This is a genomic window from Paraburkholderia phymatum, assembly GCF_040965635.1.
GTDB lineage: Bacteria > Pseudomonadota > Gammaproteobacteria > Burkholderiales > Burkholderiaceae > Paraburkholderia > Paraburkholderia phymatum_B.
In genome coordinates, this window is the sequence record NZ_JBFRCH010000001.1 from 420,307 (window position 1) to 442,614 (window position 22,308).

The 22,308-nt window shown below is 62.7% G+C and carries 18 protein-coding genes and 1 pseudogene; 11 read left to right on the forward strand and 8 right to left on the reverse strand.

Going from position 1 to position 22,308, the window contains the following annotated elements; all coding sequences use genetic code 11:
* Positions 1–81 precede the first annotated feature (81 nt).
* The 5 genes from AB4Y32_RS01955 (at position 82) to purU (ending at position 5,262) form a co-directional block, all read left to right on the forward strand.
* On the forward strand, positions 82–2,085 hold the full coding sequence (locus tag AB4Y32_RS01955; RefSeq protein ID WP_368719989.1) for a cation:proton antiporter domain-containing protein: 2,004 nt from the start codon (positions 82–84) through the stop codon (positions 2,083–2,085).
* Between the two features lie 107 nt (positions 2,086–2,192).
* On the forward strand, positions 2,193–2,759 hold the full coding sequence (locus AB4Y32_RS01960) for an adenine phosphoribosyltransferase (RefSeq protein ID WP_368719716.1): 567 nt from the start codon (positions 2,193–2,195) through the stop codon (positions 2,757–2,759).
* Between the two features lie 25 nt (positions 2,760–2,784).
* A complete protein-coding gene (locus AB4Y32_RS01965) occupies positions 2,785–3,399 on the forward strand; it encodes a LysE family translocator (protein WP_368719717.1) in 615 nt (204 codons plus the stop codon).
* A gap of 65 nt (positions 3,400–3,464) precedes the next feature.
* The gene (locus tag AB4Y32_RS01970; protein WP_368719718.1) at positions 3,465–4,313 is read left to right on the forward strand and encodes an NUDIX hydrolase; all 849 of its coding nucleotides are present in this window, start codon (positions 3,465–3,467) and stop codon (positions 4,311–4,313) included.
* A gap of 85 nt (positions 4,314–4,398) precedes the next feature.
* Positions 4,399–5,262, forward strand: a complete 864-nt coding sequence (gene purU / locus AB4Y32_RS01975) for a formyltetrahydrofolate deformylase (RefSeq protein ID WP_368719719.1) — start codon at positions 4,399–4,401, stop codon at positions 5,260–5,262.
* Positions 5,263–5,317: 55 nt separating this feature from the next.
* Here purU and AB4Y32_RS01980 read toward each other — a convergent pair whose 3' ends face one another.
* The 3 genes from AB4Y32_RS01980 to uvrA form a co-directional block, all read right to left on the reverse strand.
* Positions 5,318–6,556 (reverse strand): PepSY-associated TM helix domain-containing protein, encoded by a 1,239-nt coding sequence (locus AB4Y32_RS01980; RefSeq protein WP_368719720.1) that lies wholly within the window; start codon positions 6,554–6,556, stop codon positions 5,318–5,320.
* 244 nt (positions 6,557–6,800) lie between these two features.
* The gene (locus tag AB4Y32_RS01985) at positions 6,801–7,886 is read right to left on the reverse strand and encodes an AI-2E family transporter (protein WP_368719721.1); all 1,086 of its coding nucleotides are present in this window, start codon (positions 7,884–7,886) and stop codon (positions 6,801–6,803) included.
* 21 nt (positions 7,887–7,907) lie between these two features.
* Positions 7,908–11,042 carry an excinuclease ABC subunit UvrA gene (uvrA, locus tag AB4Y32_RS01990; protein ID WP_368719722.1) on the reverse strand — a complete coding sequence of 1,045 codons (3,135 nt, stop codon included), beginning with the start codon at positions 11,040–11,042 and terminating at the stop codon, positions 7,908–7,910.
* Positions 11,043–11,324: 282 nt separating this feature from the next.
* Here uvrA and AB4Y32_RS01995 point away from each other — a divergent pair, with 282 nt between their 5' ends.
* Positions 11,325–12,512, forward strand: a complete 1,188-nt coding sequence (locus tag AB4Y32_RS01995; RefSeq protein ID WP_368719723.1) for an MFS transporter — start codon at positions 11,325–11,327, stop codon at positions 12,510–12,512.
* Between the two features lie 136 nt (positions 12,513–12,648).
* On the forward strand, positions 12,649–13,185 hold the full coding sequence (locus tag AB4Y32_RS02000; RefSeq protein WP_368719724.1) for a single-stranded DNA-binding protein: 537 nt from the start codon (positions 12,649–12,651) through the stop codon (positions 13,183–13,185).
* Between the two features lie 258 nt (positions 13,186–13,443).
* On the opposite strand, the gene AB4Y32_RS02005 is transcribed toward AB4Y32_RS02000, so the two are convergent.
* On the reverse strand, positions 13,444–14,187 hold the full coding sequence (locus AB4Y32_RS02005; protein ID WP_368719725.1) for an SDR family oxidoreductase: 744 nt from the start codon (positions 14,185–14,187) through the stop codon (positions 13,444–13,446).
* 135 nt (positions 14,188–14,322) lie between these two features.
* On the opposite strand from AB4Y32_RS02005, the gene AB4Y32_RS02010 reads away from it, so the two are divergent.
* The 4 genes from AB4Y32_RS02010 (at position 14,323) to AB4Y32_RS02025 (ending at position 18,868) form a co-directional block, all read left to right on the forward strand.
* Positions 14,323–15,228 (forward strand): LysR family transcriptional regulator, encoded by a 906-nt coding sequence (locus AB4Y32_RS02010; protein WP_368719726.1) that lies wholly within the window; start codon positions 14,323–14,325, stop codon positions 15,226–15,228.
* 234 nt (positions 15,229–15,462) lie between these two features.
* Entirely contained in the window at positions 15,463–17,112 is a 1,650-nt protein-coding gene (locus tag AB4Y32_RS02015) for a methyl-accepting chemotaxis protein (protein ID WP_368719727.1), read from the forward strand.
* A 480-nt stretch (positions 17,113–17,592) separates the two neighbouring features.
* Positions 17,593–18,570 carry a hypothetical protein gene (locus tag AB4Y32_RS02020; RefSeq protein ID WP_368719728.1) on the forward strand — a complete coding sequence of 326 codons (978 nt, stop codon included), beginning with the start codon at positions 17,593–17,595 and terminating at the stop codon, positions 18,568–18,570.
* Position 18,571: 1 nt separating this feature from the next.
* Positions 18,572–18,868, forward strand: a complete 297-nt coding sequence (locus AB4Y32_RS02025; protein WP_368719729.1) for a hypothetical protein — start codon at positions 18,572–18,574, stop codon at positions 18,866–18,868.
* Positions 18,869–18,893: 25 nt separating this feature from the next.
* On the opposite strand, the pseudogene AB4Y32_RS02030 reads toward AB4Y32_RS02025, so the two are convergent.
* From AB4Y32_RS02030 to AB4Y32_RS02045, 4 genes and pseudogenes are all read right to left on the reverse strand, one after another.
* Positions 18,894–19,259, reverse strand: a pseudogene (locus AB4Y32_RS02030) (IS5/IS1182 family transposase); the annotation flags it as partial.
* Between the two features lie 57 nt (positions 19,260–19,316).
* A complete protein-coding gene (locus AB4Y32_RS02035; RefSeq protein WP_368719730.1) occupies positions 19,317–20,126 on the reverse strand; it encodes a cytochrome c in 810 nt (269 codons plus the stop codon).
* A complete protein-coding gene (locus AB4Y32_RS02040) occupies positions 20,123–21,748 on the reverse strand; it encodes a b(o/a)3-type cytochrome-c oxidase subunit 1 (protein WP_368719731.1) in 1,626 nt (541 codons plus the stop codon). The genes AB4Y32_RS02035 and AB4Y32_RS02040 overlap by 4 nt, the downstream gene beginning before the upstream one ends.
* Positions 21,735–22,307, reverse strand: a complete 573-nt coding sequence (locus AB4Y32_RS02045) for a cytochrome C oxidase subunit II (RefSeq protein ID WP_368719732.1) — start codon at positions 22,305–22,307, stop codon at positions 21,735–21,737. The genes AB4Y32_RS02040 and AB4Y32_RS02045 overlap by 14 nt, the downstream gene beginning before the upstream one ends.
* Between the last annotated feature and the right edge of the window lies 1 nt (position 22,308).

The following is a 22,308-nucleotide window of genomic DNA, read 5'->3' on the forward strand; positions in this document are numbered from 1 at the left end:
GGCCCCTCGACCTTGCTGCGCGGGCGTTTGCGCGTGGCTTCGCTGACGAACCAGGACGCTCTCTTCGATGCGCTTTTGCAGATGATTTCCCCGCTCGAAATGACGCTCTTTCTGCTGCTGGCCTCAGTGGTGGGCGTCGTCGTGTTCCGCTATCTGAACCTGCCGCCGATGCTGGGTTATCTGACGGTGGGGATCGTCGTGGGGCCGCACGCATTCGGCATCGTGCCCGATTCCGTCGGCGCGCAGAATCTCGCCGAATTCGGCGTCGTGTTCCTGATGTTCTCGATCGGCCTGGAGTTTTCGCTCGCGAAGCTGCGCTCGATGCGCCGGCTCGTGTTCGGCCTCGGCTTGCTGCAGGTGCTCGGCACGGTGGGCGTCGCGGTATCGGTCGGCATGGTGGTGGAGCGCTGGGTGCACATCTCGTGGCAGGGCAGCGTCGCGCTGGGCGGCGCGCTCGCGATGTCGTCGACGGCCATCGTCAGCAAGATGCTCGCGGAGCGGCTCGAGATCGAGACCGAGCATGGCCGCAATATTTTCGGCGTGCTGCTGTTCCAGGATCTGGCCGTCGTGCCGCTTCTGATCATCATCTCGGCGCTGGGCGGCAATTCGGACGATCTGATGAAGGCGCTCGGCATCGCGTCGATCAAGATCGTGATCGCGCTGTCGCTGCTGCTGATCGTCGGGCAGAAATTCATGACGCGCTGGTTCAATGTCGTCGCGCGCCGCCGTTCGCAGGAACTGTTCGTCCTGAACCTGCTGCTCGTCACGCTGGGCGCGGCGTTCATCACCGACAGGTTCGGCCTGTCGCTCGCACTCGGCGCGTTCATCGCGGGCATGCTGATCGCCGAGACGCCGTACCGGCATCAGGTGGAAGAGGACATCAAGCCGTTTCGCGACGTGCTGCTCGGTCTCTTCTTCGTGACCACGGGCATGCTGTTGAATCCGCGCGTGATCTGGACGCATCCGCTCGTCGTGCTCGCGTTCCTGATCGGTCCGCTGCTGCTGAAAGCCGTGATGATCACGGGGCTCGCGCGGCTGTTCGGCGCGACGCCTGGCGTGGCGATGCGCACGGGCATCGGGCTCGCGCAGGCGGGCGAGTTCGGCTTCGTGCTGCTCAACCTGATCCTCGACAAGCACCTCGTCGACGCGACGTTCCTGCAGGCGATTCTCGCCGCGATGCTGCTGTCGATGCTCGCCGCGCCGTTCCTGATCCAGAACGCGGATCGCATCGTGCTGCGGCTGTCGTCGACCGAATGGATGATGCAGTCGTTGCAGATGACGCGCATCGCGACGCAAAGCCTGAAGCAAACCGGCCACGTGATCATCTGCGGCTACGGCCGCGCCGGACAGAACCTCGCGCGGATGCTGGAGCACGAAGGGCTGTCGTATGTCGCGCTCGATCTCGATCCCGATCGCGTGTCGGCGGCCGCGGCGGCGGGCGAATCGGTCGTGTTCGGCGATGCGGGGCGGCGCGAGTCGCTGCTCGCGGCGGGTATCCATCGCGCGGCGACCGTCGCGATCACGTACGCGAATACGCCGTCGGCGCTGCGCGTGCTGCGCAACATCCACGAACTCGAGCCGACGTTGCCCGTCATCGTGCGCACCGTCGACGACAGCGACCTCGAAAAGCTGCTTGCCGCGGGCGCGACGGAAGTGATTCCGGAAATCGTCGAAGGCAGTCTGATGCTCGCGTCGCACACGCTCGTCGTGATGGGCGTGCCGATGCGGCGCGTCGTGCGGCGCGTCGAGGAGTTGCGCGACGAGCGCTATAGTCTGCTGCGCGGCTATTTCCACGGCGCGGACGACGTCGATGACGACGACGGTCACGAGCAGGTGCGGCTACAATCGGTCCCCGTCGACGAAAAGGCCGATGCTGTCGGGCGGACGCTCGAAGAACTCGGCCTCTTCGATCTCGGCGTCGAAGTGACGGCGATCCGGCGACACGGCATTCGAGGCGTCGAGCCCGATCCATCGACTAAACTTCGCGCAAGCGACATCGTCGTGCTGCGCGGCCTGCCCGAAGCGCTGGCGGAAGCGGAGGAGCGTCTGTCGAAGCATCGGCGCGCGGGCGCGGCGGCGGCCTGACGTTTGCTGCCGTTCTTCGATCACGCGGCGGCGCTCGACGAACGCGCGCCGTATTCAAGCAACTCACTGGAAACATCGGGGTCTTCGACGACCCGTCTGGAGTCATCATGTCCAACGCGCCTGCGAACAAGCCATTCGATCCGGCCGAATACATCAACAGCCAGATCCGCACGGTGCCCGACTGGCCGCAGGCCGGCGTGCAGTTTCGCGACATCACGCCGTTGCTGCAAGACCCGAAAACGCTGCGCGTGCTGATCGATATGTTCGTACAGCGCTATATCGACCAGAAGCTCGACTACATCGCGGGGCTCGACGCGCGCGGCTTCATCATCGGGCCGATTCTCGCGTACGAGCTGAACGTCGGCTTCATCCCGATCCGCAAGATCGGCAAGCTGCCGTACAAGACGGTGTCCGAATCGTATGCGCTCGAATATGGCACGGCGACCGTCGAGATTCACGAGGATGCCTGCAAGCCGGGCGACCGCATCGTGATCGTCGACGATCTGATCGCGACTGGCGGCACGATGATGGCGGGCAAGAAGCTGCTCGAGCGTCTTGGCGCGACGGTGGTCGAAGGCGCGGCGATCATCGATCTGCCCGATCTCGGCGGCTCGAAGCTGTTGCGCGATGCAGGGCTGCCGCTTTTCACCGTGACGGGATTCGGCGGTCACTGATTCTTTTCGACGGAGTTGCCGAGCAATGCCCAATTTCCTGCTCTTTCTCGCGACGTCGATAGCGATCACGTTCGCGCCAGGCCCCGACAATCTGCAAGTGCTCGCGCGCGGCATTTCGCAAGGACGCGCGGCGGGCTTCGTCGCCGCGCTCGGTTTCGCCGCGGGCATTTCGTTTCACACGACGCTCGCGGCGCTCGGCGTTGCCGCCGTGCTGCGCTCGTCGCCTGTCGCGTTCCAGATCATCAAGCTCGCGGGCGCTGCGTATCTCGTGTGGATCGGCATCAAGGCATTGCGCAGCAACGGTCTCGCGACGGCGCACGAGCGCCCGCCACAGCCGCTTTCGTCGATCTTCCGGCAGAGCGTGATCGGCAACATGATGAACACGAAGGTGACACTGTTCTTCGTCGTGTTCCTCCCGCAATTCGTCGATCCGCACGGCGCGCAGAGCATCACGTTGCAGATGCTCGAACTGGGCGCGCTGTTCATGCTGCAAACGGTCGTCGTGTTCTCGCTGTTCGGCGTGTGCGCGGGGGTGATCGGCGGATGGCTGAGGCGCCGTCCGCGCGCGGGCGTGTGGCTCGACCGGCTCGCGGGCGCGACGTTTATCGCGATCGGCATCCGCGTCGCGCTGCGCGATTGATTTGTTGCTTGCCGTTTGAGTCGTCGGCTGGTTCGTCGACACGTATCACGCTGTCTGGAGTCTTCATGTCTTTGCCTTGCATCGCCGCCGCGCGCCGCTTCGATCCTGCGCGGCATCTTCGCTTTGTGATCGGCGGGGAGCGCGTCGGCTGGATTCGCGCGACCGATGCGCCGCTGCTCGCGCGCTGGCCCGATGTGTTCGACATCGATGCGAAGAGCGTTACGCTGGCGCCGCAATTCAACACGATCGAGCTGCGCAGCGCCGCGCTGGGTTCGGTGATCGGCGCGCTCGCCGCCGACGGCTGCATTCCCGGCTGGCGCGACGAAACCTACGCGATCCGCAATGCGTTCGATGCGCCGCCGCTCGCGTATATCGAGCGCGCGGCGTCACGCTTTTTCGGCACGATGACGTACGCGGTACATCTGAATGGCGTCGTAGAATACGAAGATCGCGCGCCGCAGTTGTGGATCGCGCGCCGCAGCGACACGAAGGCGACCGATCCGGGCATGCTCGATAACGTCGTCGCGGGCGGCGTTGGATGGGGCTTTAGCCTCACTGAAACGATCGTCAAGGAGTGCTGGGAAGAAGCGGGAATTCCGCAAGAGATCGCCGCGCGTGCGGTCGCGGGACGCACGGCGCATTTGCTGCAATCCTTGCCCGAAGGCACGCAGGCCGAGCAGATCTTCATCTATGACCTCGCGTTGCCGGCAGACTTCGCGCCGCGCAATCAGGATGGCGAAGTGGGCGAGCATCGGCTGGCGCGCATCGAAGATGTCGCGCAGTGGATCGAAGACGGCGCGATGACGGTCGATGCGAGCCTCGCGACGCTCGATTGCCTGCTGCGCCGCCGCTGGATCGATGAAGACGCTTGTGCCGGCATCGACGCGCTGTTCCAGCCGCCCGTCTTCGACTGACACTGACGAACGAACGCGCACACGCACCCGAAGCACCGCATCACACTCTACGAAACACGCACTGAAGAAGGGAGTCACCGAGGTCATGTCGACCGAACACAGCTTTATTCTCAAACTGTCGTGCGCCGATCGGCCCGGCATCGTTCACGCCGTGTCGGGTTTTCTGTTCGAGCGCGGCAGCAACATCCTCGACTCCGCGCAATTCGGCGACAGCCACACGGGCGAATTTTTCATGCGCGTCCACTTTCAGCAGGTGGGCGGCGATCCCGGCCTCGACGCGCTGCGCGAAGCATTCGCGACGCTCGCCGCACAGTTCGGCATGCGCTGGGAATTGCACGACGCGAACGTGAAGCCGCGTGTCGTGATCATGGTGTCGAAGATCGGCCACTGTCTGAACGATCTGCTGTTCCGCTATCGCACGGGGCAGCTGAACATCGAGATCCCCGCGATCATCTCGAACCACAAGGAGTTCTATCAGCTCGCCGCGAGCTACGACATTCCGTTTCATCACTTCCCGCTGACGTCGAAGGACGCGAAGATGCAGCAGGAAGCACGCGTGCTCGAAGTGATCGACGAATGCAAGGCGGATCTCGTCGTGCTCGCGCGCTACATGCAGATTCTGTCGCCTGAATTGTGCGAGCGGCTGACGGGGCGCGCGATCAACATCCATCATTCGTTCCTGCCGAGCTTCAAGGGCGCGAAGCCGTACTATCAGGCGTTCGATCGCGGCGTGAAGCTGATCGGCGCAACGGCGCACTACGTGACGACGGATCTCGACGAAGGCCCGATCATCGAGCAGGAAGTGGAGCGCGTCGATCACAGCATGACGCCGGATCAACTAACGGCGATCGGCCGCGACGTCGAATGCGTGACGCTCGCGCGCGCGGTGAAGTGGCACGTCGAGCACCGTATCGTGCTGAACGGCAGCAAGACGGTCGTGTTCCGCTGAGTCCTTTTTCTTTTTTATGAAGCCGGCGCGGATCGTGATCGACCGCGCCGTTTTTTTATTGCGACGTTGCGCTTTCGGTTTGCGTGCGAACGGTGCGTGATTTTGCGTCGCGTGTGTTCGTCGCATGGCGGCGCGCGTTCATCTTCTTTAGCCAGATCAACAGGCCCGTCGCGCTCAGCACGGCCACCATCACGCCGACGAAGCTCACCAGAATGCGTCCGCCGATGCCGAGGATGCGCCCCGAATGCAGAGGGAATTGCGCCTGCATGAAGAGGTCGCCTGCCGTGCCTTGGCCGGGAATCTGCGCGCCGAGCGCCTGGCCTGTCTGCGCATTCCAGTACGTCCATGCGTTGCCGAGACCGCTGTCGCCGTGATCGTCGCTGGCTGCGAAATAACCGATGCCGTACACGTGGAGCGCCGGCGCGTAGTAGATCGCGCCTGGTGGTGCATCGATATGCTTTTCGATGCGCGCCTGTTCCGCCGCCTTCAGGATGTGCTCGCGCGGTAGCGGCTCCTCGTTGGGTTTTGCTTTGGGCAGCATCGACGGTTCGGTGAACGGAGTTGGCGTGAGCGTCGAGAACAGCTTGACGATCGGCTGCGCGACGGGCGTCGAAAGGTTCATCGACACCGACGTCACCGCGACGATCAGCAGCAGTCCCCAGATCCATACGCCGCCCGAGCGGTGCAGATCGAACGTGAGCGCGTAGCCGCCGCGCCGCACGCGGAACGCAAACGACTTCTTCCACGCTTTCGCGCTGGGAAACGCGAGCACGAGCGCAATCACGCCATCGAAAATCCACGCGATGCCGACGATGCCCATCAGCCACGTACCGAAGTCGACGCCATGCGTGAACGGCAGAAACAGCGTGTAGTGCAGCTTGTAGATGAACGGTAGCAGATTGATTCGCGCGACAGACAACGCGCCCCATTCGCGCCGGCCCTGAATCTTGCCCGTGGCGGGATCGACGGCGATCTGGTTGAAGTCGAGCGAATAAGGCTGGTTCGTTTTCGGATTGACGCGCGGCATCACCATCATTTGCAGCGTGTGTCCTTTTTCGGCTGCGAGTGGCAGATAAGTCACTTGCAGCCGAGGGTCGCTCGACTCTACACGGCGCGCGAGTTCCAGCGACGGCAATGGCGCGGCATCGCTGCGCGCGTCGAAAAACGACGGATTGAGCGCCGCGTCGAGTTCGTGATCCCACGCGATCAGCGCGCCCGTCAGTCCCGCGACGAATAGAAACAGCGCCGTCCCGATGCCGAGCCAGCGATGCAGTCGAACGAGCGCGGATCTCATGCGCGGTTACCGTCGAAAGCGACGGCCGTCGACGGCAAAAAAGTGGCAGACATGACTGCGTGGCGTCCATGCAAATAAGAATTATTCGCATCTTAATGCGGGCGTTTCGATGTCGCAAGAGTTTCGTCAGCGCCAAGGAGCGCCTCGACTTCTGATCGCCGCGCGATGCGGATATCGATGCGGACATGAAAAAGGGCGGCCTCGCGGTCGCCCTTTTTGCGTTGATGCCGCCCGCTGCGATGCGCTACACGAGCCGCAGATAGATCAGTTCGCGCTTGATGTACGCATAGAAGATCGGCGCCGCGATCACGCCCGGGATGCCGAACGCGGCTTCCATCACGAGCATCGCGATGAGCAGTTCCCATGCGCGCGCCTCGATCTGTCCGCCGATGATCCGCGCGTTGAGGAAATATTCGAGCTTGTGAATCAGGATCAGGAACACGAGCGCCGTCACGGCCGCCGGAAAGCTCACCGACAGCGCCACTGCGACGATCAGCGTGTTCGAGATCAGATTGCCGATCACGGGCAGCAGCCCGACGATGAACGTGATGATGACGAGCGTCTTCGCCATCGGCAGCGGCGCGTGGAAGAGCGGCAGCAGCAACAGCAGGAATATGCCCGTGAACACGGTGTTGATCGCGGAGATCTTCATCTGCGCGAAGACGATGCGGCGGAACGCATCGGCGAAACGGCTGAGCCGCGTGATGAACGCCGTCGACAACGGCAGCCGCTGAATGTGCTTCTGCGCGCCGACCGCGACGATCGCGCCGATGATCATGCCGATCAGCACGTGCGTGAAGATGCGCGCCGCATTCTTGCCGCCTTGCGAAAGCGTGCCTGCATGCGTCTGCATCAGCGCGGCGGCCTTTTCCTTCATCTGGTCGGTGGAAACGGGCAGGTTCTGCGCGATGAACTGCGGCAGGCGGCCGCGAGCCTGGTCGATCAGCGACATCGCCTGGTCGAGCAGCTTCTGGACGCTTGGCACGTCGCTCTCGAAGTGATCGATGATGGCGACGGTGAAGGCCGACAGCACGCCGACGATCACGGCGGACAGAATCACCACCGCGAACCAGCGCGCGCGGTAGCTCGACATATGTTTTTCGATGCGCGGCGCGAGCAGATGGACGAGCTGGAATACGAGCATGCCGGCGAGCAGCGCGCCCAGCAGTTTCAGTTCGAGCACCGCCCACATCGCGAGCAGCGCCACGACATAGCTGCCGATTTCGACCGCCGACAGTTTCGGCAGGCTCATGTCGCTGGTCAGCCTGACCGGGCGAGGGCGCAGATCCTGCACCTGCCCGTCATCGCGGGCCGGATTTCGCTTGGCCATGGCTTTCTATTGTCTCCAACCTCAGGTTTTTACGCTCGGCTTGCCGGCTTTTGCTGTCGCTTTCGCCGTTCCTGCCGCTGGCTTCGCCGTCGATTTCGAAGCTCGTTTCGGTGCGTCGGCGGCGACGGCCTTTTTCGCCCTCGCCGGTTTTACGGCTGTATTTGCGGATTCTTCAGCGGTGTTGCTCCCGGTTGCCTCGGCTTCGCCGGCTTCATCGTCGGACTGTTCGCCTGATGCCGCGTCCGCCCGTTCAACTGATTCGGCCTGTGCTTCCGGTGCCGATATGCCCGCCGCCGTGCCGCGCAGCAGCAGCGGCGCGAGATACCGGCCGGTAAAACTTGCCTTCGATTTCGCGATCTGCTCCGGCGTGCCCTGCGCGATGATCTGGCCGCCGCCGGCGCCGCCTTCGGGACCGAGATCGATGACCCAGTCGGCTGTTTTTATCACATCGAGATTATGCTCGATGATGACAACCGTATTTCCTTGATCGCGCAACCGATGGATCACTTCGAGCAGCAGCGCGATATCGTGGAAATGCAGGCCCGTGGTCGGCTCGTCGAGGATATAAAGCGTGCGACCCGTATCGCGCTTGCTCAGTTCCAGCGAGAGCTTGACGCGCTGCGCCTCGCCGCCCGACAGTGTGGTCGCCGACTGGCCCAGGCGGATATAGCCGAGGCCGACGTCCAGCAGCGTCTTCAGCTTGCGCGCGACGACGGGCACCGCGCGGAAGAATTCGTGCGCGTGCTCGACGGTCATCTCCAGCACTTCGCTGATGTTCTTGCCCTTGTACTGAATGTCGAGCGTCTCGCGGTTGTAGCGCTTGCCGTGACACACGTCGCACGGCACGTACACGTCGGGCAGGAAGTGCATCTCGACCTTCAGCACGCCGTCGCCCTGACACGACTCGCAGCGTCCGCCCTTTACGTTGAACGAAAAGCGGCCTGGATCGTAGCCGCGTTCCTTCGCGGCGGGCACGCCAGCGAACAGTTCGCGGATCGGCGTGAAGACACCCGTGTACGTCGCGGGATTCGAGCGCGGCGTTCGGCCGATCGGCGACTGGTCGACGTTGATGACCTTGTCGAAATGCTCGAGACCTTCGATCGCTTCGAACGGCGAAGGCTCCGTCGACGAGCCATACAGGTGCTGCGCGACGGCGTGATAGAGCGTGTCGTTGATCAGCGTCGACTTGCCCGAGCCAGAAACGCCCGTCACGCAAGTGAGAAGACCGACGGGCAGATCGAGCGTCACGCGCTTCAGGTTGTTGCCGTAAGCCTCGACGATGCGCAGATGTCGTTCGTCGGGCTGCTTGCGGTCGTCGGGGAATTCGATTCGGCGGGTGCCCGCGAGATACTGGCCCGTCATCGACGCCGGGTCCGCCTGCACTTCGACGGGCGTGCCTTCGGCGATCACCATGCCGCCATGCTCGCCCGCGCCCGGCCCCATATCGACGACATAGTCGGCCATGCGAATCATGTCCTCGTCATGCTCGACGACGATCACCGAGTTGCCGAGATCGCGCAGATGCTTGAGCGTCGAAATGAGGCGGTCGTTGTCGCGCTGATGCAGGCCGATCGACGGCTCGTCGAGCACGTACATCACGCCCGTGAGCCCCGAGCCGATCTGCGACGCGAGCCGGATGCGCTGAGCCTCGCCGCCCGACAGCGTTTCGGCGCTGCGCTCCAGCGACAGATAATCGAGCCCGACATTGTTCAGGAACATCAGGCGCGCGACGATTTCCTTGATGACCTTGTCGGCGATTTCGCGCTTCGCGCCTGCGAGCCGCAGCGTCTGGAAATAGCCGAGCGAGTCGCGCAGCGGCCAGCCACTCACTTCATAGATCGCGCGCGCGTCGCCGTCCGCGCCGATGCGCACGAACCGCGCTTCGCGTCGCAGACGCGTACCTTCGCATGACGGGCACGCCTGGTTGTTCTGATACTTCGCGAGCTCTTCGCGGACAGCGACGGAATCCGTCTCGCGGTAGCGCCGCTCCAGATTCGGAATGATCCCTTCGAACACATGCTCGCGCACCGATGTCCGGCCGCGCTCGTTGATGTACGAGAACGGCACGGTCTGCTTGCCGGAGCCGTACAGCAGGATCTGGCGCACCTTTTCGGGCAGGTCTTCGAACGCGGTGTCGATGTCGAACTCATAGAACGCCGCGAGGCTTTGCAGCATCTGGAAGTAGAACTGGTTGCGCCGGTCCCAGCCCTTCACGGCGCCCGCAGCCAGCGACAGCGACGGATGCGCGACCACCCGCTTCGGATCGAAGAACGTGATCTGGCCGAGGCCGTCGCATTCCGGACACGCCCCCATCGGGTTGTTGAACGAGAAGAGGCGCGGCTCCAGTTCCTGCAACGAGTACGAACAGATCGGGCACGCGAACTTCGAGCTGAAGAGATGCTGGTTGTCGGTGTCCATTTCGAGCGCGATCGCGCGGCCGTCGGCGAGACGCAGCGCCGTTTCGAACGATTCGGCGAGACGCTGCTTCGCGTCGGGCCGCACCTTCAGACGGTCGACGACCACATCGATCGTGTGCTTGTCGTTCTTCTTCAGTTGCGGCAGCGAGTCGACTTCGTAGATCTTCGCGGCGCCCTCGTTCGCGGTGCCGCCGCCCGAGCGCACGCGAAAGCGGATAAAGCCCTGCGCCTGCATGTCTTCGAACAGTTCGGTGTGCTCGCCCTTGCGATTTGCGACGACGGGCGCGAGGATCATCAGCTTCGTGTCTTCGGGCAACGCGAGCGCGGCGTCCACCATCTGCGAGACGCTTTGCGCCTCGAGCGGAATCTCGTGGTCCGGGCAGTACGGCGTGCCGACACGTGCGTAAAGAAGCCGCAAGTAGTCGTGGATTTCGGTGACGGTGCCGACCGTCGAGCGCGGGTTGTGCGACGTCGCTTTCTGCTCGATCGAAATGGCGGGCGACAGGCCTTCGATCAGGTCGACGTCCGGCTTTTCCATCAGTTGCAGGAATTGACGGGCGTACGCGGACAGGCTCTCCACATAACGGCGCTGGCCTTCGGCGTAGAGCGTGTCGAAGGCCAGCGACGATTTGCCCGAGCCGGACAGGCCCGTAATCACGACCAGCTTGTGACGCGGCAAGTCGAGATTGACGTTCTTCAGATTGTGGGTCCGAGCCCCACGGATACGGATTTGTTCCATGAACCGGCGGGAAGAGGAGAAGGCTAAACCTGCTACTATAGCGACTTTTCCAGACCGCCGTTACGGCTTCCTGACAGCCCGCAAACGGCGTGCTGACAGATACGAAACCGTTGTTTTTTGCGGTCCAGCGTCGCGGTGAACTGCCTGTATGTGAGACCTGTATGTGAGGCGTTTTCCGTCGTCTGCAAGGCAGCTGGTGTCCGGCGAGAGCGCTGCACGCGCCAGAAGCTGCGCATGCGGGCCCACGCGCTTCGCCGTCCGTTCATTCGAATATCGCTCCCGATGTCCAATCCGTCCGCCACCTCTTCACGCATGAGCGCGCATGAACTGCGCGCGACCGTGTCGCTTGCCGCGATCTTCGCGCTGCGCATGCTGGGTCTCTTCATGATCATGCCCGTCTTCTCGATCTACGCGAAGACGATTCCCGGCGGCGACAACGTGCTGCTCGTCGGCATTGCGCTCGGCGCGTATGGCGTCACGCAATCGCTGCTCTACATCTTCTATGGCTGGATTTCGGACAAGGTCGGCCGCAAGCCCGTCATCGCGACAGGCCTGCTGATTTTCGCGCTCGGCAGCTTCGTCGCCGCGTTCGCGCACGACATGACGTGGATCATCGTTGGGCGGGTGATTCAGGGGATGGGCGCGGTGTCGTCAGCGGTGATCGCGTTCATCGCGGACCTGACGGCCGAAGAGCATCGCACCAAGGCGATGGCGATGGTCGGCGGATCGATCGGCGTGTCGTTCGCGGTCGCGATAGTCGGCGCGCCGATCGTGTTCCATTGGGTCGGCATGAGCGGCCTGTTCGCGCTCGTCGGCGTGTTCTCGATCCTGGCGATCGGCGTCGTGCTATGGGTCGTGCCGGATGCACCGAGGCCCGTCCACGTGCCCGCGCCGTTCCACGAAGTCCTGCACAACCGGGAACTGCTGCGCCTCAATTTCGGCGTGCTCGTGCTGCACGCGACGCAAACGGCGCTCTTCCTCGTCGTGCCGCGCATTCTCGAAGCGGGCGGTCTGCCCGTCGCGTCGCACTGGAAGATTTACCTGCCTGTGATGGGGCTGGCGTTCGTGATGATGGTCCCCGCGATCATCGCCGCCGAAAAGCGCGGCAAGATGAAGGCGGTGCTGCTGGGTGCGATTGGTCTTATCCTGATCGGCCAGTTACTTCTCGGCGTCGCTGCGCATACCATTATGGCTGTGGCGGCGATCCTGTTTATCTACTTTCTCGGCTTCAATATTCTCGAAGCATCGCAGCCTTCGCTGGTGTCGAAACTGGCGCCGGGCAATCGCAAGGGCGCGGCGGCGGGCGTCTATAACACGACGCAGTCGATCGGCCTTGCAATGGGCGGCGTGATTGGCGGCTGGCTGCTGAAAGTGGATGGACAAAGCGCTGTTTTCTTTGCGTGTTCTGGGCTTGTGTTCTGCTGGCTTATAATCGCCGCAAACATGAAGCAGCCGCCGCGCAAAGCATAAGTCTTTTTACGGCACGAATTCAAAGGCGGCGGTCAAACGGGGCGCGGGCGCGCTTTCCGGACATTGACACAGGCGGCCATGGCGTAGAAAGCCATCGGTGCCGCGTCGCCGGAAACGGAATCAACAGGAGAAACTCATGGCATCCGTGAACAAGGTCATTCTCGTCGGCAATCTCGGCGCCGATCCGGAAGTCCGTTACCTTCCGAGCGGTGACGCAGTGGCGAACATCCGCCTTGCCACGACCGATCGCTACAAGGACAAGCAGTCGGGCGAATTCAAGGAAATGACCGAGTGGCATCGCGTGTCGTTCTTCGGACGCCTCGCGGAGATCGTGTCGGAGTACCTGAAGAAGGGCTCGTCGGTGTATATCGAAGGCCGCATCCGCACGCGCAAGTATCAGGCGCAGGACGGCACGGACCGTTACTCGACGGAAATCGTCGCCGATCAGATGCAGATGCTTGGCGGCCGCGGCGGTTCGGGCGGCGGCGGTGGCGATGACGGCGGTTATAGCCGCGGCGAGTCGATGGAGCGCGGCGGTGGCGGCGGCCGCATGTCGGGCGGTGGCGGCGGTGGCCGTGTGTCGGGTGGCGGCGGCGGTGGCGGCGGTCAGAGCCGTCCGAGCGCGCCGGCTGGCGGCGGCTTCGACGAGATGGACGACGATATTCCGTTCTGAATACGACTGGAACAGTATTAGGTGGTAGAAGCCCGCGCTTCCATGGAGAGCGGGCTTTTTCTTTACCGGCACATTTTTTGTGTTCTAGCGTTCTGACGCATCCGGCGCAAAATTAGTCCGGCGCAGCGAAACACCGCGCGCGGAACGAACAGGGAAACACCCCGCCTTCGAGCGGGGTGTTTCTTTATACGCATGTCTGTCGCGACTGTTGCAGGAACAAGGACGAGAGCAGGATCAAGCGAAGCCCGGCCCCCAGCCTCAAGCAACCCCTCCATTCGCCCGCAGAATCTGCCCGTTGACCCACGCGCTATCCGGCCCCGCCAGAAACGAGACCACGGACGCGATATCCTCCGGCCGTCCCAGCCGTTGCAGCGGCGGCATCTTCGCGAAGTTCTGGATCTGCTCCTCCGTCTTGCCTGCCAGGAAGAGCGCCGTCGCGACAGGCCCCGGCGCGACCGCATTCACGGTGATATCGCGGCCGCGCAGTTCTTTGGCAAAGACATGCGTGAACGCTTCGACGGCCGCTTTCGTCGCGTTGTAGATCGCGTAGCCCGGCATGTTGAGCGCGAGCGTCGTGCTCGAAAAGTTGACGATGCGCCCGCCGTTGTTCATCCGTGCGGCCGCTTCGCGCAGCGTGTTGAAAGTGCCGCGCACGTTGATGTCGAACGTCTGCGTGTAGAGCGCATCGCTGGTGTCGGCGAGCGGCAGCGTCTTCATAATCCCCGCGTTGTTGACGACCACGTCGACCTTGCCCAGCTGTTGCTCGGTCGTTTCGAACATGCGGCGCACGTCGTCTGCGTTAGACACGTCCGCTTTCACCGCAATCGCGGCCGCGCCTTGCGACTTCAGCGCCTCGACGAGCGTGTCCGCTTCCTTCGAACTCGCCGCGTAATTGACGACGACGGCAAACCCGTCGCTGGCGAGCCGCCGCGCGATGGCTGCGCCGATGCCGCGCGATGCGCCCGTCACGATTGCCACCTTGGCGTTCTTCACGTTGTTCATGATCCCATTCCTCGAAGTAGTGATTCGGTGAAAGGATGATCGGATATTTCGCCGAAGAGATAATCAGCCAAGATTTGCTATCATCATTCCATTCACCTCAACAATTCGTCGCGCCGGACCCAAGAGCAGGCCGCCATGGATCGTTTCCAGGAAATGCAGGTGTTCGTCCGCATTGCCGAGCGGCAGAGCTTCACGCGTGCCGCCGACGATCTGCAGATTCCGCGCGCCACCGTCACGAACCTGATGAAGCGAATGGAGCAGCGGCTCGGCGCGCGGCTGCTCGAACGCACCACGCGCACCGTGCGCCTCACGCCCGACGGCGATGCGTACTACCGCCGCTGCGTGCGTCTGCTCGCCGACATGGAAGAGGCCGAAGGCTCGTTTCGCAACGCGGCGCCAAAGGGGCTGTTGCGCGTGAACTTGCAGGGCACGCTCGCGCGGCACTTCATCGTTCCGGCGCTGCCGGATTTTCTCGAACGCTATCCGGGCATCGAACTGCATATCGGCGAGGACGACCGGCTCGTCGATCTCGTGCGCGAAGGCGTCGACTGCGTGCTGCGCGCGGGCAACCTGCAAGATTCGTCGATGGTGGGGCGGCGCGTCGCGCGCCTGGAACAGGTGACGCTCGCGAGCCCCGCGTACCTGGAGCGGCACGGCCTGCCAGCCGATCTCGCCGCGCTCGCCACGCATCGCGCCGTCAACTACATATCGAGCGCGACGGGCAGTGCAATGCCGCTCGAATTCACCGTCGACGAACGCGTGATCGAAGTGAATCTCGGGGCGATCGTGTCGGTGACGGGCGCCGATCTATACACGGGCGCGGCTGTCGCCGGACTCGGTCTCGTGCAGGTGCCGCGTTATCGGGTGCTGAATGAACTCGCCGCAGGCAGTCTGGTCGTCGTGCTGCCTCAATTTCCGCCGCCGCCGATGCCCGTCACGGTGCTGTATCCGCAAAATCGCCAGTTGTCGTCGCGCGTGCGCGCGTTCGCGCAATGGTTGCGCGAGATCTTCGAAGCGGCGGGCGGACTCAAGGTCGGTTGATCCGCGACACGCCCCGATGTTCCGGGCGAGATTGCGTGAGATCAAGCCGGACGGCCTTCCGACAGAAAGCTTTCCGACAGGCCATAAAGTTTTCGGCAAATCAGCCGTAACTGGCAATGTGGTGCATCTGCTTAATGTTCAATCGAGTTGCGGACCTTGCCTGGCGGCCGGGCGCAGCAATCCTGTCGTGGAATTCTGGGGATTCCGGTCAGGCGGCCATAGGAGACATGCTTCATGTTGAAAGGTCTTTCGATTCGCACGTACCTTACGTTGATGATCGTGCTGTTCGGCATCGTATTGCTGATCGGCGCGGCGGCGGGGCTGCTCTCGCTGCGTGCGAGCAATGCGTCGTTGCAGCGGATGTATACGGTCGATACGCCCGCCGTCGCGGATCTCGAAGGCAGCGCGGGGCAGTTGCTTCGGCTGCGCCTTTCGCTCGCGACGTATTCATCGCTCAACGAACTGAATGATCAGGAAGGCGCCGGCGCGGTACTCAAGCGGTTCGATACGTATCTGAAGGTGTCGAACGAACGTCTGGCCAATTTCCTTCGCAATGCGAGCAATGATGCCGACGAGCAGCGGCTCATCAAGGAGATGCAGGAAAAGCGCGACACGTTCCTGCGCGAAGGCGTCGAACCTGCGATGGCGGCGCTCAAGTCTGGCGACAAGGCGGCGTTCCACGAGTTGCAGGGGCACAAATTGTCGCCGCTCTACAGCGCGTACGAAAAGCCGATGCTGACGCTCGAGAAGCTACAGCTCGATCATGCCGAAAAGCGCTACCAGGAAGCCCAGGAGCTGTTCTATGCCGTGTGTATTGCCGTTGCGATCGGCATGGCGGGCACGCTGATCTTCTCGTGGATCGGACGCATCGTGATGGTTCGCGCGATCGTGCATCCCGTCGACGCCACCATCGAGCAGTTCCAGCGCATCGCGCACGGCGACCTGACGGGCCGCATCGAGAATACCGGCGACAACGAAATGGGGCGCCTCGCCGCGGCGCTGCGCAGGATGCAGGAGTCGCTGATCGCGACGGTGAACACGGTGCGCCACAGCACCGATTCGATCGACACGGGCGTGAGCGAAATCGCGGCGGGCAATACGAATCTGTCGCAGCGCACGGAAGAGCAGGCGGCCTCGCTCGAAGAAACGGCAGCGAGCATCGAAGAACTCACGTCGACGGTCAAGCAGACGGCCGACAACGCGAAGCAGGCCAGCTCGCTCGCGCAAGGCGCATCGACGCTCGCGGCGCAAGGCGGCGAACTCACGCAGCAGGTCGTGGGCACGATGCAGCAGATCGTCGACGACTCGCGGCGTATTGCCGATATCGTCGGCGTGATCGAGGGCATCGCGTTCCAGACCAATATCCTCGCGTTGAACGCCGCCGTCGAAGCCGCGCGCGCAGGCGAACAGGGGCGTGGCTTTGCGGTCGTCGCGAGCGAAGTCCGTTCGCTTGCGCAGCGTAGCGCGGCAGCGGCGAAGGAGATCAAAGGCTTGATCGGGACGTCGAATGAACGTGTGTCGGCGGGCGCCGATCTCGTCCAGCGTTCGGGTTCGACGATGACGGAGATCGTCGATGCGATTGCGCGCGTCAGCGCGATCATGAGCGAGATCGCCGAAGCGGCAAACGAGCAGAGCACGGGCATCGATCAGGTGAACGTCGCCGTCGCGCAGATGGATGAGGTGACGCAGCAGAACGCCGCGCTCGTCGAGCAGGCAGCGGCAGCCGCCAGTTCGCTCGAAGAGCAGGCTCGGCATCTCACGGAGGCCGTTTCCGTTTTCCGCACGGACAGCACGCGCGCGTTCTCGCCGCGCGCCGTTGCGCGTCGCACTGTCGCGCAGAAGCCGGATATCGACGTATCGCTTGAGACGGCCGAAGCCGTCTAGGCACGTTCGGCGAATGGAATCGCAGAGACGCGTAGCTCGCGTCTTCGCGTCGCCGATTGATGAAGGTGCGTGAAGAAGTGGCGAAGCGCCAATAACTCGCGCTTCTTCATCGACGCAAAACAGAACGGCGGTGCAAGCCTTCAACGCTTGCACCGCCGTTTGGTTTTTAGCTCAATGCGCGCGGCAGGTTGAGGCCTGAAGACCTTAAGGCCTTAGAGGCGGATTATGAGTCCACGCGCAATTCGTGACCAATGCGCTAGGCGTTTCTCCGCTCCGTAAACATGCGAAAAAATGATCTCTGGAGAGCCAACAGTAGCAAGGGTGTCAGATATTTTGCGGAACGTGAATTTTCCGTGATGTTTCGTCTACACGACTTATGTCATAAATCGTCATGACACCCAGTCGCGCTCCGGTTCTGTGCTAGGTAACCCGCCCATCAAACAACTACAGGAGGCCGAATGCTGCGCTGTGGGAGGGCGTATGTCGTATAACGTGCTTCATGTGCCGCTCGATATCGGTACGTGGCAATGCAAGCTTGTACTCGCCAGGGAGTTCTACAGCCTTTCTTGCGGATACATGGACCGCTTCGCCGACTGGGACGAGCGCCGTGAACGGGAGCGCGAGATCAAAGATGGCAAGCGCACCTTCGACCGTTATTCCCGTCCCAATTACGATTTCCGGCGAACCATTGCTCCAGATATTGATGCGATTCGCTCATTCTTGAGTAACCAGTTGAACTTCGTTCATTGGGACCTGCCGACCGATAACGCGGGTATCGAGCGCGCGCTTAAACAGGCCGTGCACGATGGAATGCTTGTGCCCGTCATCAACCGTGACTGGCGCTCGCTTCCGATGACGTTCCGGCCTACGCCCGCGCCGCTGCGTTGGCCGCAGCAGTCAGGCGGAGGCGCATTCGGTAGAAGTGGCGGCACAAAGTGGGCCGCCTTCGAAAATGCGGGTCCCGGTCCCCTGACATGGGACGGCGAACCAGTCTTATCTGGTCCGTATGATCCGGCCACGTGGGAAAAGCAATTGAAGAGCGCTCAGGCTGCAATGGCTGCAAGCAGCGGCGATACCGGCGGCGACCCGGTCGGCATGGTGGAAGCCGTGGCCGGATCGGTACCGGGCGGCGATTCAGATATGGATGATGATGATGATGGCGGCGGCACGCCCGACATGGCTGAAAGCTTGACGGACGGCTCGGATGCTGGTGACGATACATCAACGTTGCTCAGCGATGCGCAGCCGTTCGAATATTCACCTGACGCAGTATGCAACGAAGCGGAGAGCGTTGCGGCGCGTGGCGTGAGCGAAATGCACGAGGCTGAATGCTACGCCGAATATGAGATGGATATTGAACAATGCCAGGTCGCGAGCGCGATGTATAAAGACTCCCGTACTTATGCGCTTTGCACACAACGGGCATTCGAGAAATACCAGCAATGCAGAGGATACTGAGATGACGAAGCCTCCACGCGCAAGCATCGTTTTTTATGACGAAGAGACGCAACAACTCAAGATGTGCACGGTGTTGCGCTCACGTGTTCAATCGGCAATCGACCAGGCAATGGCTGTCACTATTCCACCCGACGCGGCAGAGCATTCCGAGGAGCCGCTAACGGATGAAGACGCCCGCAAACTCGGCGGAATGCTGATGCTCATGCAAGGATTTTCCAATCCGGATTTACGCGAGCGGCTTCAATTCAAGACGGATACGCCCGTGGACTGGAACCCGCCGACACCACCGCGCGACTAAGCGCGAGCGCAACGAAAAAAGCCGCCCCTTGCGAGGGCGGCTCGACTTCATCGATCAGCGGCAACAGTTGCGTGACATCGTGACTGTTGACACGGTCAGGATGGCTGCGACCGGGATACCGTTGGCACCCTTGGCGATACGGTGCCTCGAATCAGGTGGCGCACGATCGGTCGGGTCCGGTCAGTTTATCGCCCGCCTCGACGGCATGAATCGATGACGAGTCGATAACTACGCGGGAGAAGTCGATTTGTTCTACTGCGCGCAGATGGGCCAGCAGTAGTTTGTGTGGCTTCGACCAGACACCGAGCGCTTGCCAGTCTCGCAAACGACGTCAACAGTTCACACGCGAGCCCCATCCCATCTCTGCGGGAAGATCGCGCCATCGCACTCCGGGTTAACAGGAAGCCTCACTCGTTAACAGCGCCCCGGGCCTTTTCGAAATCGCTTCTTAGTGCCGCACCGCGTAGTACTTCGCTACGCCGTCGACTTCTTCCGGCGTCATGTTGCGTGCGACATTGCGCATCTGCTCGTTGACGTCGTTATGACGATCGCCGTTGGCGAAGGCGCGCAACTGCGCCGCCATATACACCGACGACTGCCCGCCCAGCCACGGCGCGGACCCCTTGCGGTCGCGCTCGCCGTGACACGCGGCGCACGGTGCGATGTTGCGCATCGGCGAACCTTCGTTGACGAGCTTGCGGATGCTCGCGTCGTCGACAGCGCCCTTTTCGACGGCTGGCGGGCGCGGCAGCGTCGAGTAGTAGTTCGCGAGATCGTGCAGGTCGCGATCGTTCAGATGACGGATGATGGGCGGCATGATCGAGTTCATGCGCTGGCCGCTCTGATAGTCGCGCAGCTGCTTGTAGATCACGTCCGCGTATTGCCCCGCGAGCACGGGCGCCGTGACCTGAATCAGGCTCTCCACGCCGTGACACATCGAGCAGTTCTGCGCGAGCGTCGCGCCGCGTCCGACCGAAACGGCATCGGGGCTCGGGCGGCTCAACGGCGGCGCGGGCGGCAGCACGACCACATTGCTGGGCGCCGGGCCCGCGATGTTCTCGTTTTGCGCGTACCACGACGACGGCGCGCCCGCCGCGCTGCAAATAGTCGCCCAGAGTCCGCGTTGCGTGAAGTCGGGATGCTTCGACGGCAGCCAGATGAAGCCGATCAGAATCGACACGACAGCAATCGCAATCACGCCGCCGACGCTCGACGTGAACCATCGGTTGCTGAAGCTGAATACGCGTTCGTCGCTCATGACCGTGCTCCCACTGCGACGGCCGGCACGGACGTCTGTTGCAGGCCGAGCAACTGCGCAATCGGCACGCTGTAGTTCACGACCGTCAAGCCGATCATCAGCGCAACCCACAGGCCGAAGCTGTTCAGCGCGGCCGGCACGCGCTCGACGGGATGCACGGGCGCGCTGAAGCGGAACTGCTTCGGCTGCTCGATCGCGCCGAACTGCGCTTTCGCGAGGATATAGAGGAACAGCAGTCCGGAGATCACGAGAATCAGCCCGCCGAATGCCGAGACGGCTACCCAGATCGCTTGCGGCGCAATCGCGGGATTGCTGTAGTCGTAATAGGCCATCCGGCGCGGCGCGCCGAGCAGGCCGACGTAATGCCACGGCAGCGTGACCACCATCATGCCGATGAACCACAGCCACAGTTGCCAGCGGATCAGGTTCAGCGAGCCGATCGCGCGGCCCGTGAGTTGCGGCCACAGTTCATACGCGATCGCGAAGTACATGATGACGATCGCGCCGCCGAAGATCAGGTGAAAGTGGCCCGTGACCCACTGCGTGTTGTGAATCGTCTCGTTGAGCTGGTAGCTCATGTTGATGAGCCCGCCCGCGCCGCCGAAGCCGAGCATGATGAACGAGAACGCGATGACGAGCATCATCGGGTTGTCCCACGGCAGTGCCTTCAGCCAGCCGAACGCGCCCTTGCCGCCGCGCAGCCGACCGGCGATTTCCACCGATGCGCAGATCGTGAACACGGTCAGCAGCGTCGGCACCGACACCATGCCCGTGAACACGGCATGCACGAACTTGAACCCCGCGCCCACTTGCGGATCGGCGAACAGGTGGTGAATGCCGATCGGCATTGCGAACACGAGGAACAGGATGAACGACACGCGCGCCATCGAATCGCTGTACAGCCGTCCGCCGATCGCGCGCGGCACCAGCGTGTAGTACGCGATATACGACGGAACCAGCCAGAAGTAGACGATCGCGTGCAGCGTCCACGAGAACAGCACGCGCGCGAGGCCGGCGTCGATGGTCGTCTTCAGGCCGAGCGCGACGGGCAGGATCTGGAAGAGGATTTCGAGCGCCGCCCCCACGGCCGTCCACGCCCACAGATACGCGCCCGCGACGTTCGCATACATCGCGAGCGGCACCGGCTTGCCGGGGTTCGCGCGCTTCCAGATGCGCAGGTTGATGCCCATCAGCGCAACCCAGATCCACGAGCCCACGACGACGAGCACCACGCCGAGGTAATAGAACGGGCTGCCGATCATCGGCGGATAGAACGTGAAGAGCACCGATGCCTGGCCGGCCGCGACGGGCACCATCGCCATCACCGCGCCGACCGCGAGCATGATCAGCGCGGCCCATGCCCACTTCAAGCCGACGAGCGCCTGTTGCAGCGCGAGTTCGACGATCGCGTAGCCGAAGCCCATCGCGACCAGCGTGGGCAGCACATAGGCCATCACCGTGCCGTGCGCCGTCACCGAACGGTAGTAAAGCTCCGGATCGCCGATCCACGGATGCAGCGGACTGCGCACGAGCATCTGCCATGCGCCCAGCAGCAGCGCGACCCCGAACGAGATGAACGCGAGCCAGAAGTGCGCGAGAACGAGTCGCTTAGCGTGAAACACAGCTGAGCCTCCGATGTTGTTTTGCCTGTTCGAAGAAGGCAGCCTTGTCGATGACCTTCACGTGCGCCCACATCGTCTGATGGCCGAAGCCGCAGAACTCGTGGCACGGCATCAGATGGTCGGCGGGTTTGTCGAAGGAGGAGGAAAACGTCGCGACGTAGCCGGGCACGACCATCGTATTGATGTTCGTGTCGGTGACGAGCAGGCCGTGCACGACGTCGGCGCTCGTCGTGCGGAAGGTGATGTCGGTGTCGGCGGGCACCAGCAGGCATTGCGGCGTGAACGAGTACTGTTGCGCGATGAAGCGCACGACGACAGAACCGTCGGCCTCGACGGCGCTGCCGAGATTGCTCTCGACGAATTCCCCCGACATCTGCAGCCGCGACGGATCGATGGTCTCGACGCGCGACGGCGGCATCATTGCCCAGTGCAGCCCCGAGTACACGACGAGGACGAGCATGAACACGACGATCGCGATGACGAAGTACGCCCAGCGCCGCTCCGAGCGCACGGAGACGGCATGACCGCTGTCTGGAGAATGGGAAGGTTGGCTCGACATG

Bases quoted from the DNA above. Each gene is read 5' to 3' on its own strand.
- uvrA (WP_368719722.1), bottom strand. From the start codon at position 11,042: ATGGAACAAATCCGTATCCGTGGGGCTCGGACCCACAATCTGAAGAAC.
- purU (WP_368719719.1), top strand. From the start codon at position 4,399: ATGTCGACCGAACACAGCTTTATTCTCAAACTGTCGTGCGCCGATCGG.
- AB4Y32_RS01955 (WP_368719989.1), top strand. From the start codon at position 82: ATGATTTCCCCGCTCGAAATGACGCTCTTTCTGCTGCTGGCCTCAGTG.
- AB4Y32_RS01965 (WP_368719717.1), top strand. From the start codon at position 2,785: ATGCCCAATTTCCTGCTCTTTCTCGCGACGTCGATAGCGATCACGTTC.
- AB4Y32_RS02020 (WP_368719728.1), top strand. From the start codon at position 17,593: ATGTCGTATAACGTGCTTCATGTGCCGCTCGATATCGGTACGTGGCAA.
- AB4Y32_RS02035 (WP_368719730.1), bottom strand. From the start codon at position 20,126: ATGAGCGACGAACGCGTATTCAGCTTCAGCAACCGATGGTTCACGTCG.
- AB4Y32_RS02010 (WP_368719726.1), top strand. From the start codon at position 14,323: ATGGATCGTTTCCAGGAAATGCAGGTGTTCGTCCGCATTGCCGAGCGG.
- AB4Y32_RS02045 (WP_368719732.1), bottom strand. From the start codon at position 22,307: ATGTCGAGCCAACCTTCCCATTCTCCAGACAGCGGTCATGCCGTCTCC.
- AB4Y32_RS01970 (WP_368719718.1), top strand. From the start codon at position 3,465: ATGTCTTTGCCTTGCATCGCCGCCGCGCGCCGCTTCGATCCTGCGCGG.
- AB4Y32_RS02005 (WP_368719725.1), bottom strand. From the start codon at position 14,187: ATGAACAACGTGAAGAACGCCAAGGTGGCAATCGTGACGGGCGCATCG.
- AB4Y32_RS01980 (WP_368719720.1), bottom strand. From the start codon at position 6,556: ATGAGATCCGCGCTCGTTCGACTGCATCGCTGGCTCGGCATCGGGACG.
- AB4Y32_RS02000 (WP_368719724.1), top strand. From the start codon at position 12,649: ATGGCATCCGTGAACAAGGTCATTCTCGTCGGCAATCTCGGCGCCGAT.
- AB4Y32_RS01985 (WP_368719721.1), bottom strand. From the start codon at position 7,886: ATGGCCAAGCGAAATCCGGCCCGCGATGACGGGCAGGTGCAGGATCTG.
- AB4Y32_RS02025 (WP_368719729.1), top strand. From the start codon at position 18,572: ATGACGAAGCCTCCACGCGCAAGCATCGTTTTTTATGACGAAGAGACG.
- AB4Y32_RS02015 (WP_368719727.1), top strand. From the start codon at position 15,463: ATGTTGAAAGGTCTTTCGATTCGCACGTACCTTACGTTGATGATCGTG.
- AB4Y32_RS01960 (WP_368719716.1), top strand. From the start codon at position 2,193: ATGTCCAACGCGCCTGCGAACAAGCCATTCGATCCGGCCGAATACATC.
- AB4Y32_RS01995 (WP_368719723.1), top strand. From the start codon at position 11,325: ATGTCCAATCCGTCCGCCACCTCTTCACGCATGAGCGCGCATGAACTG.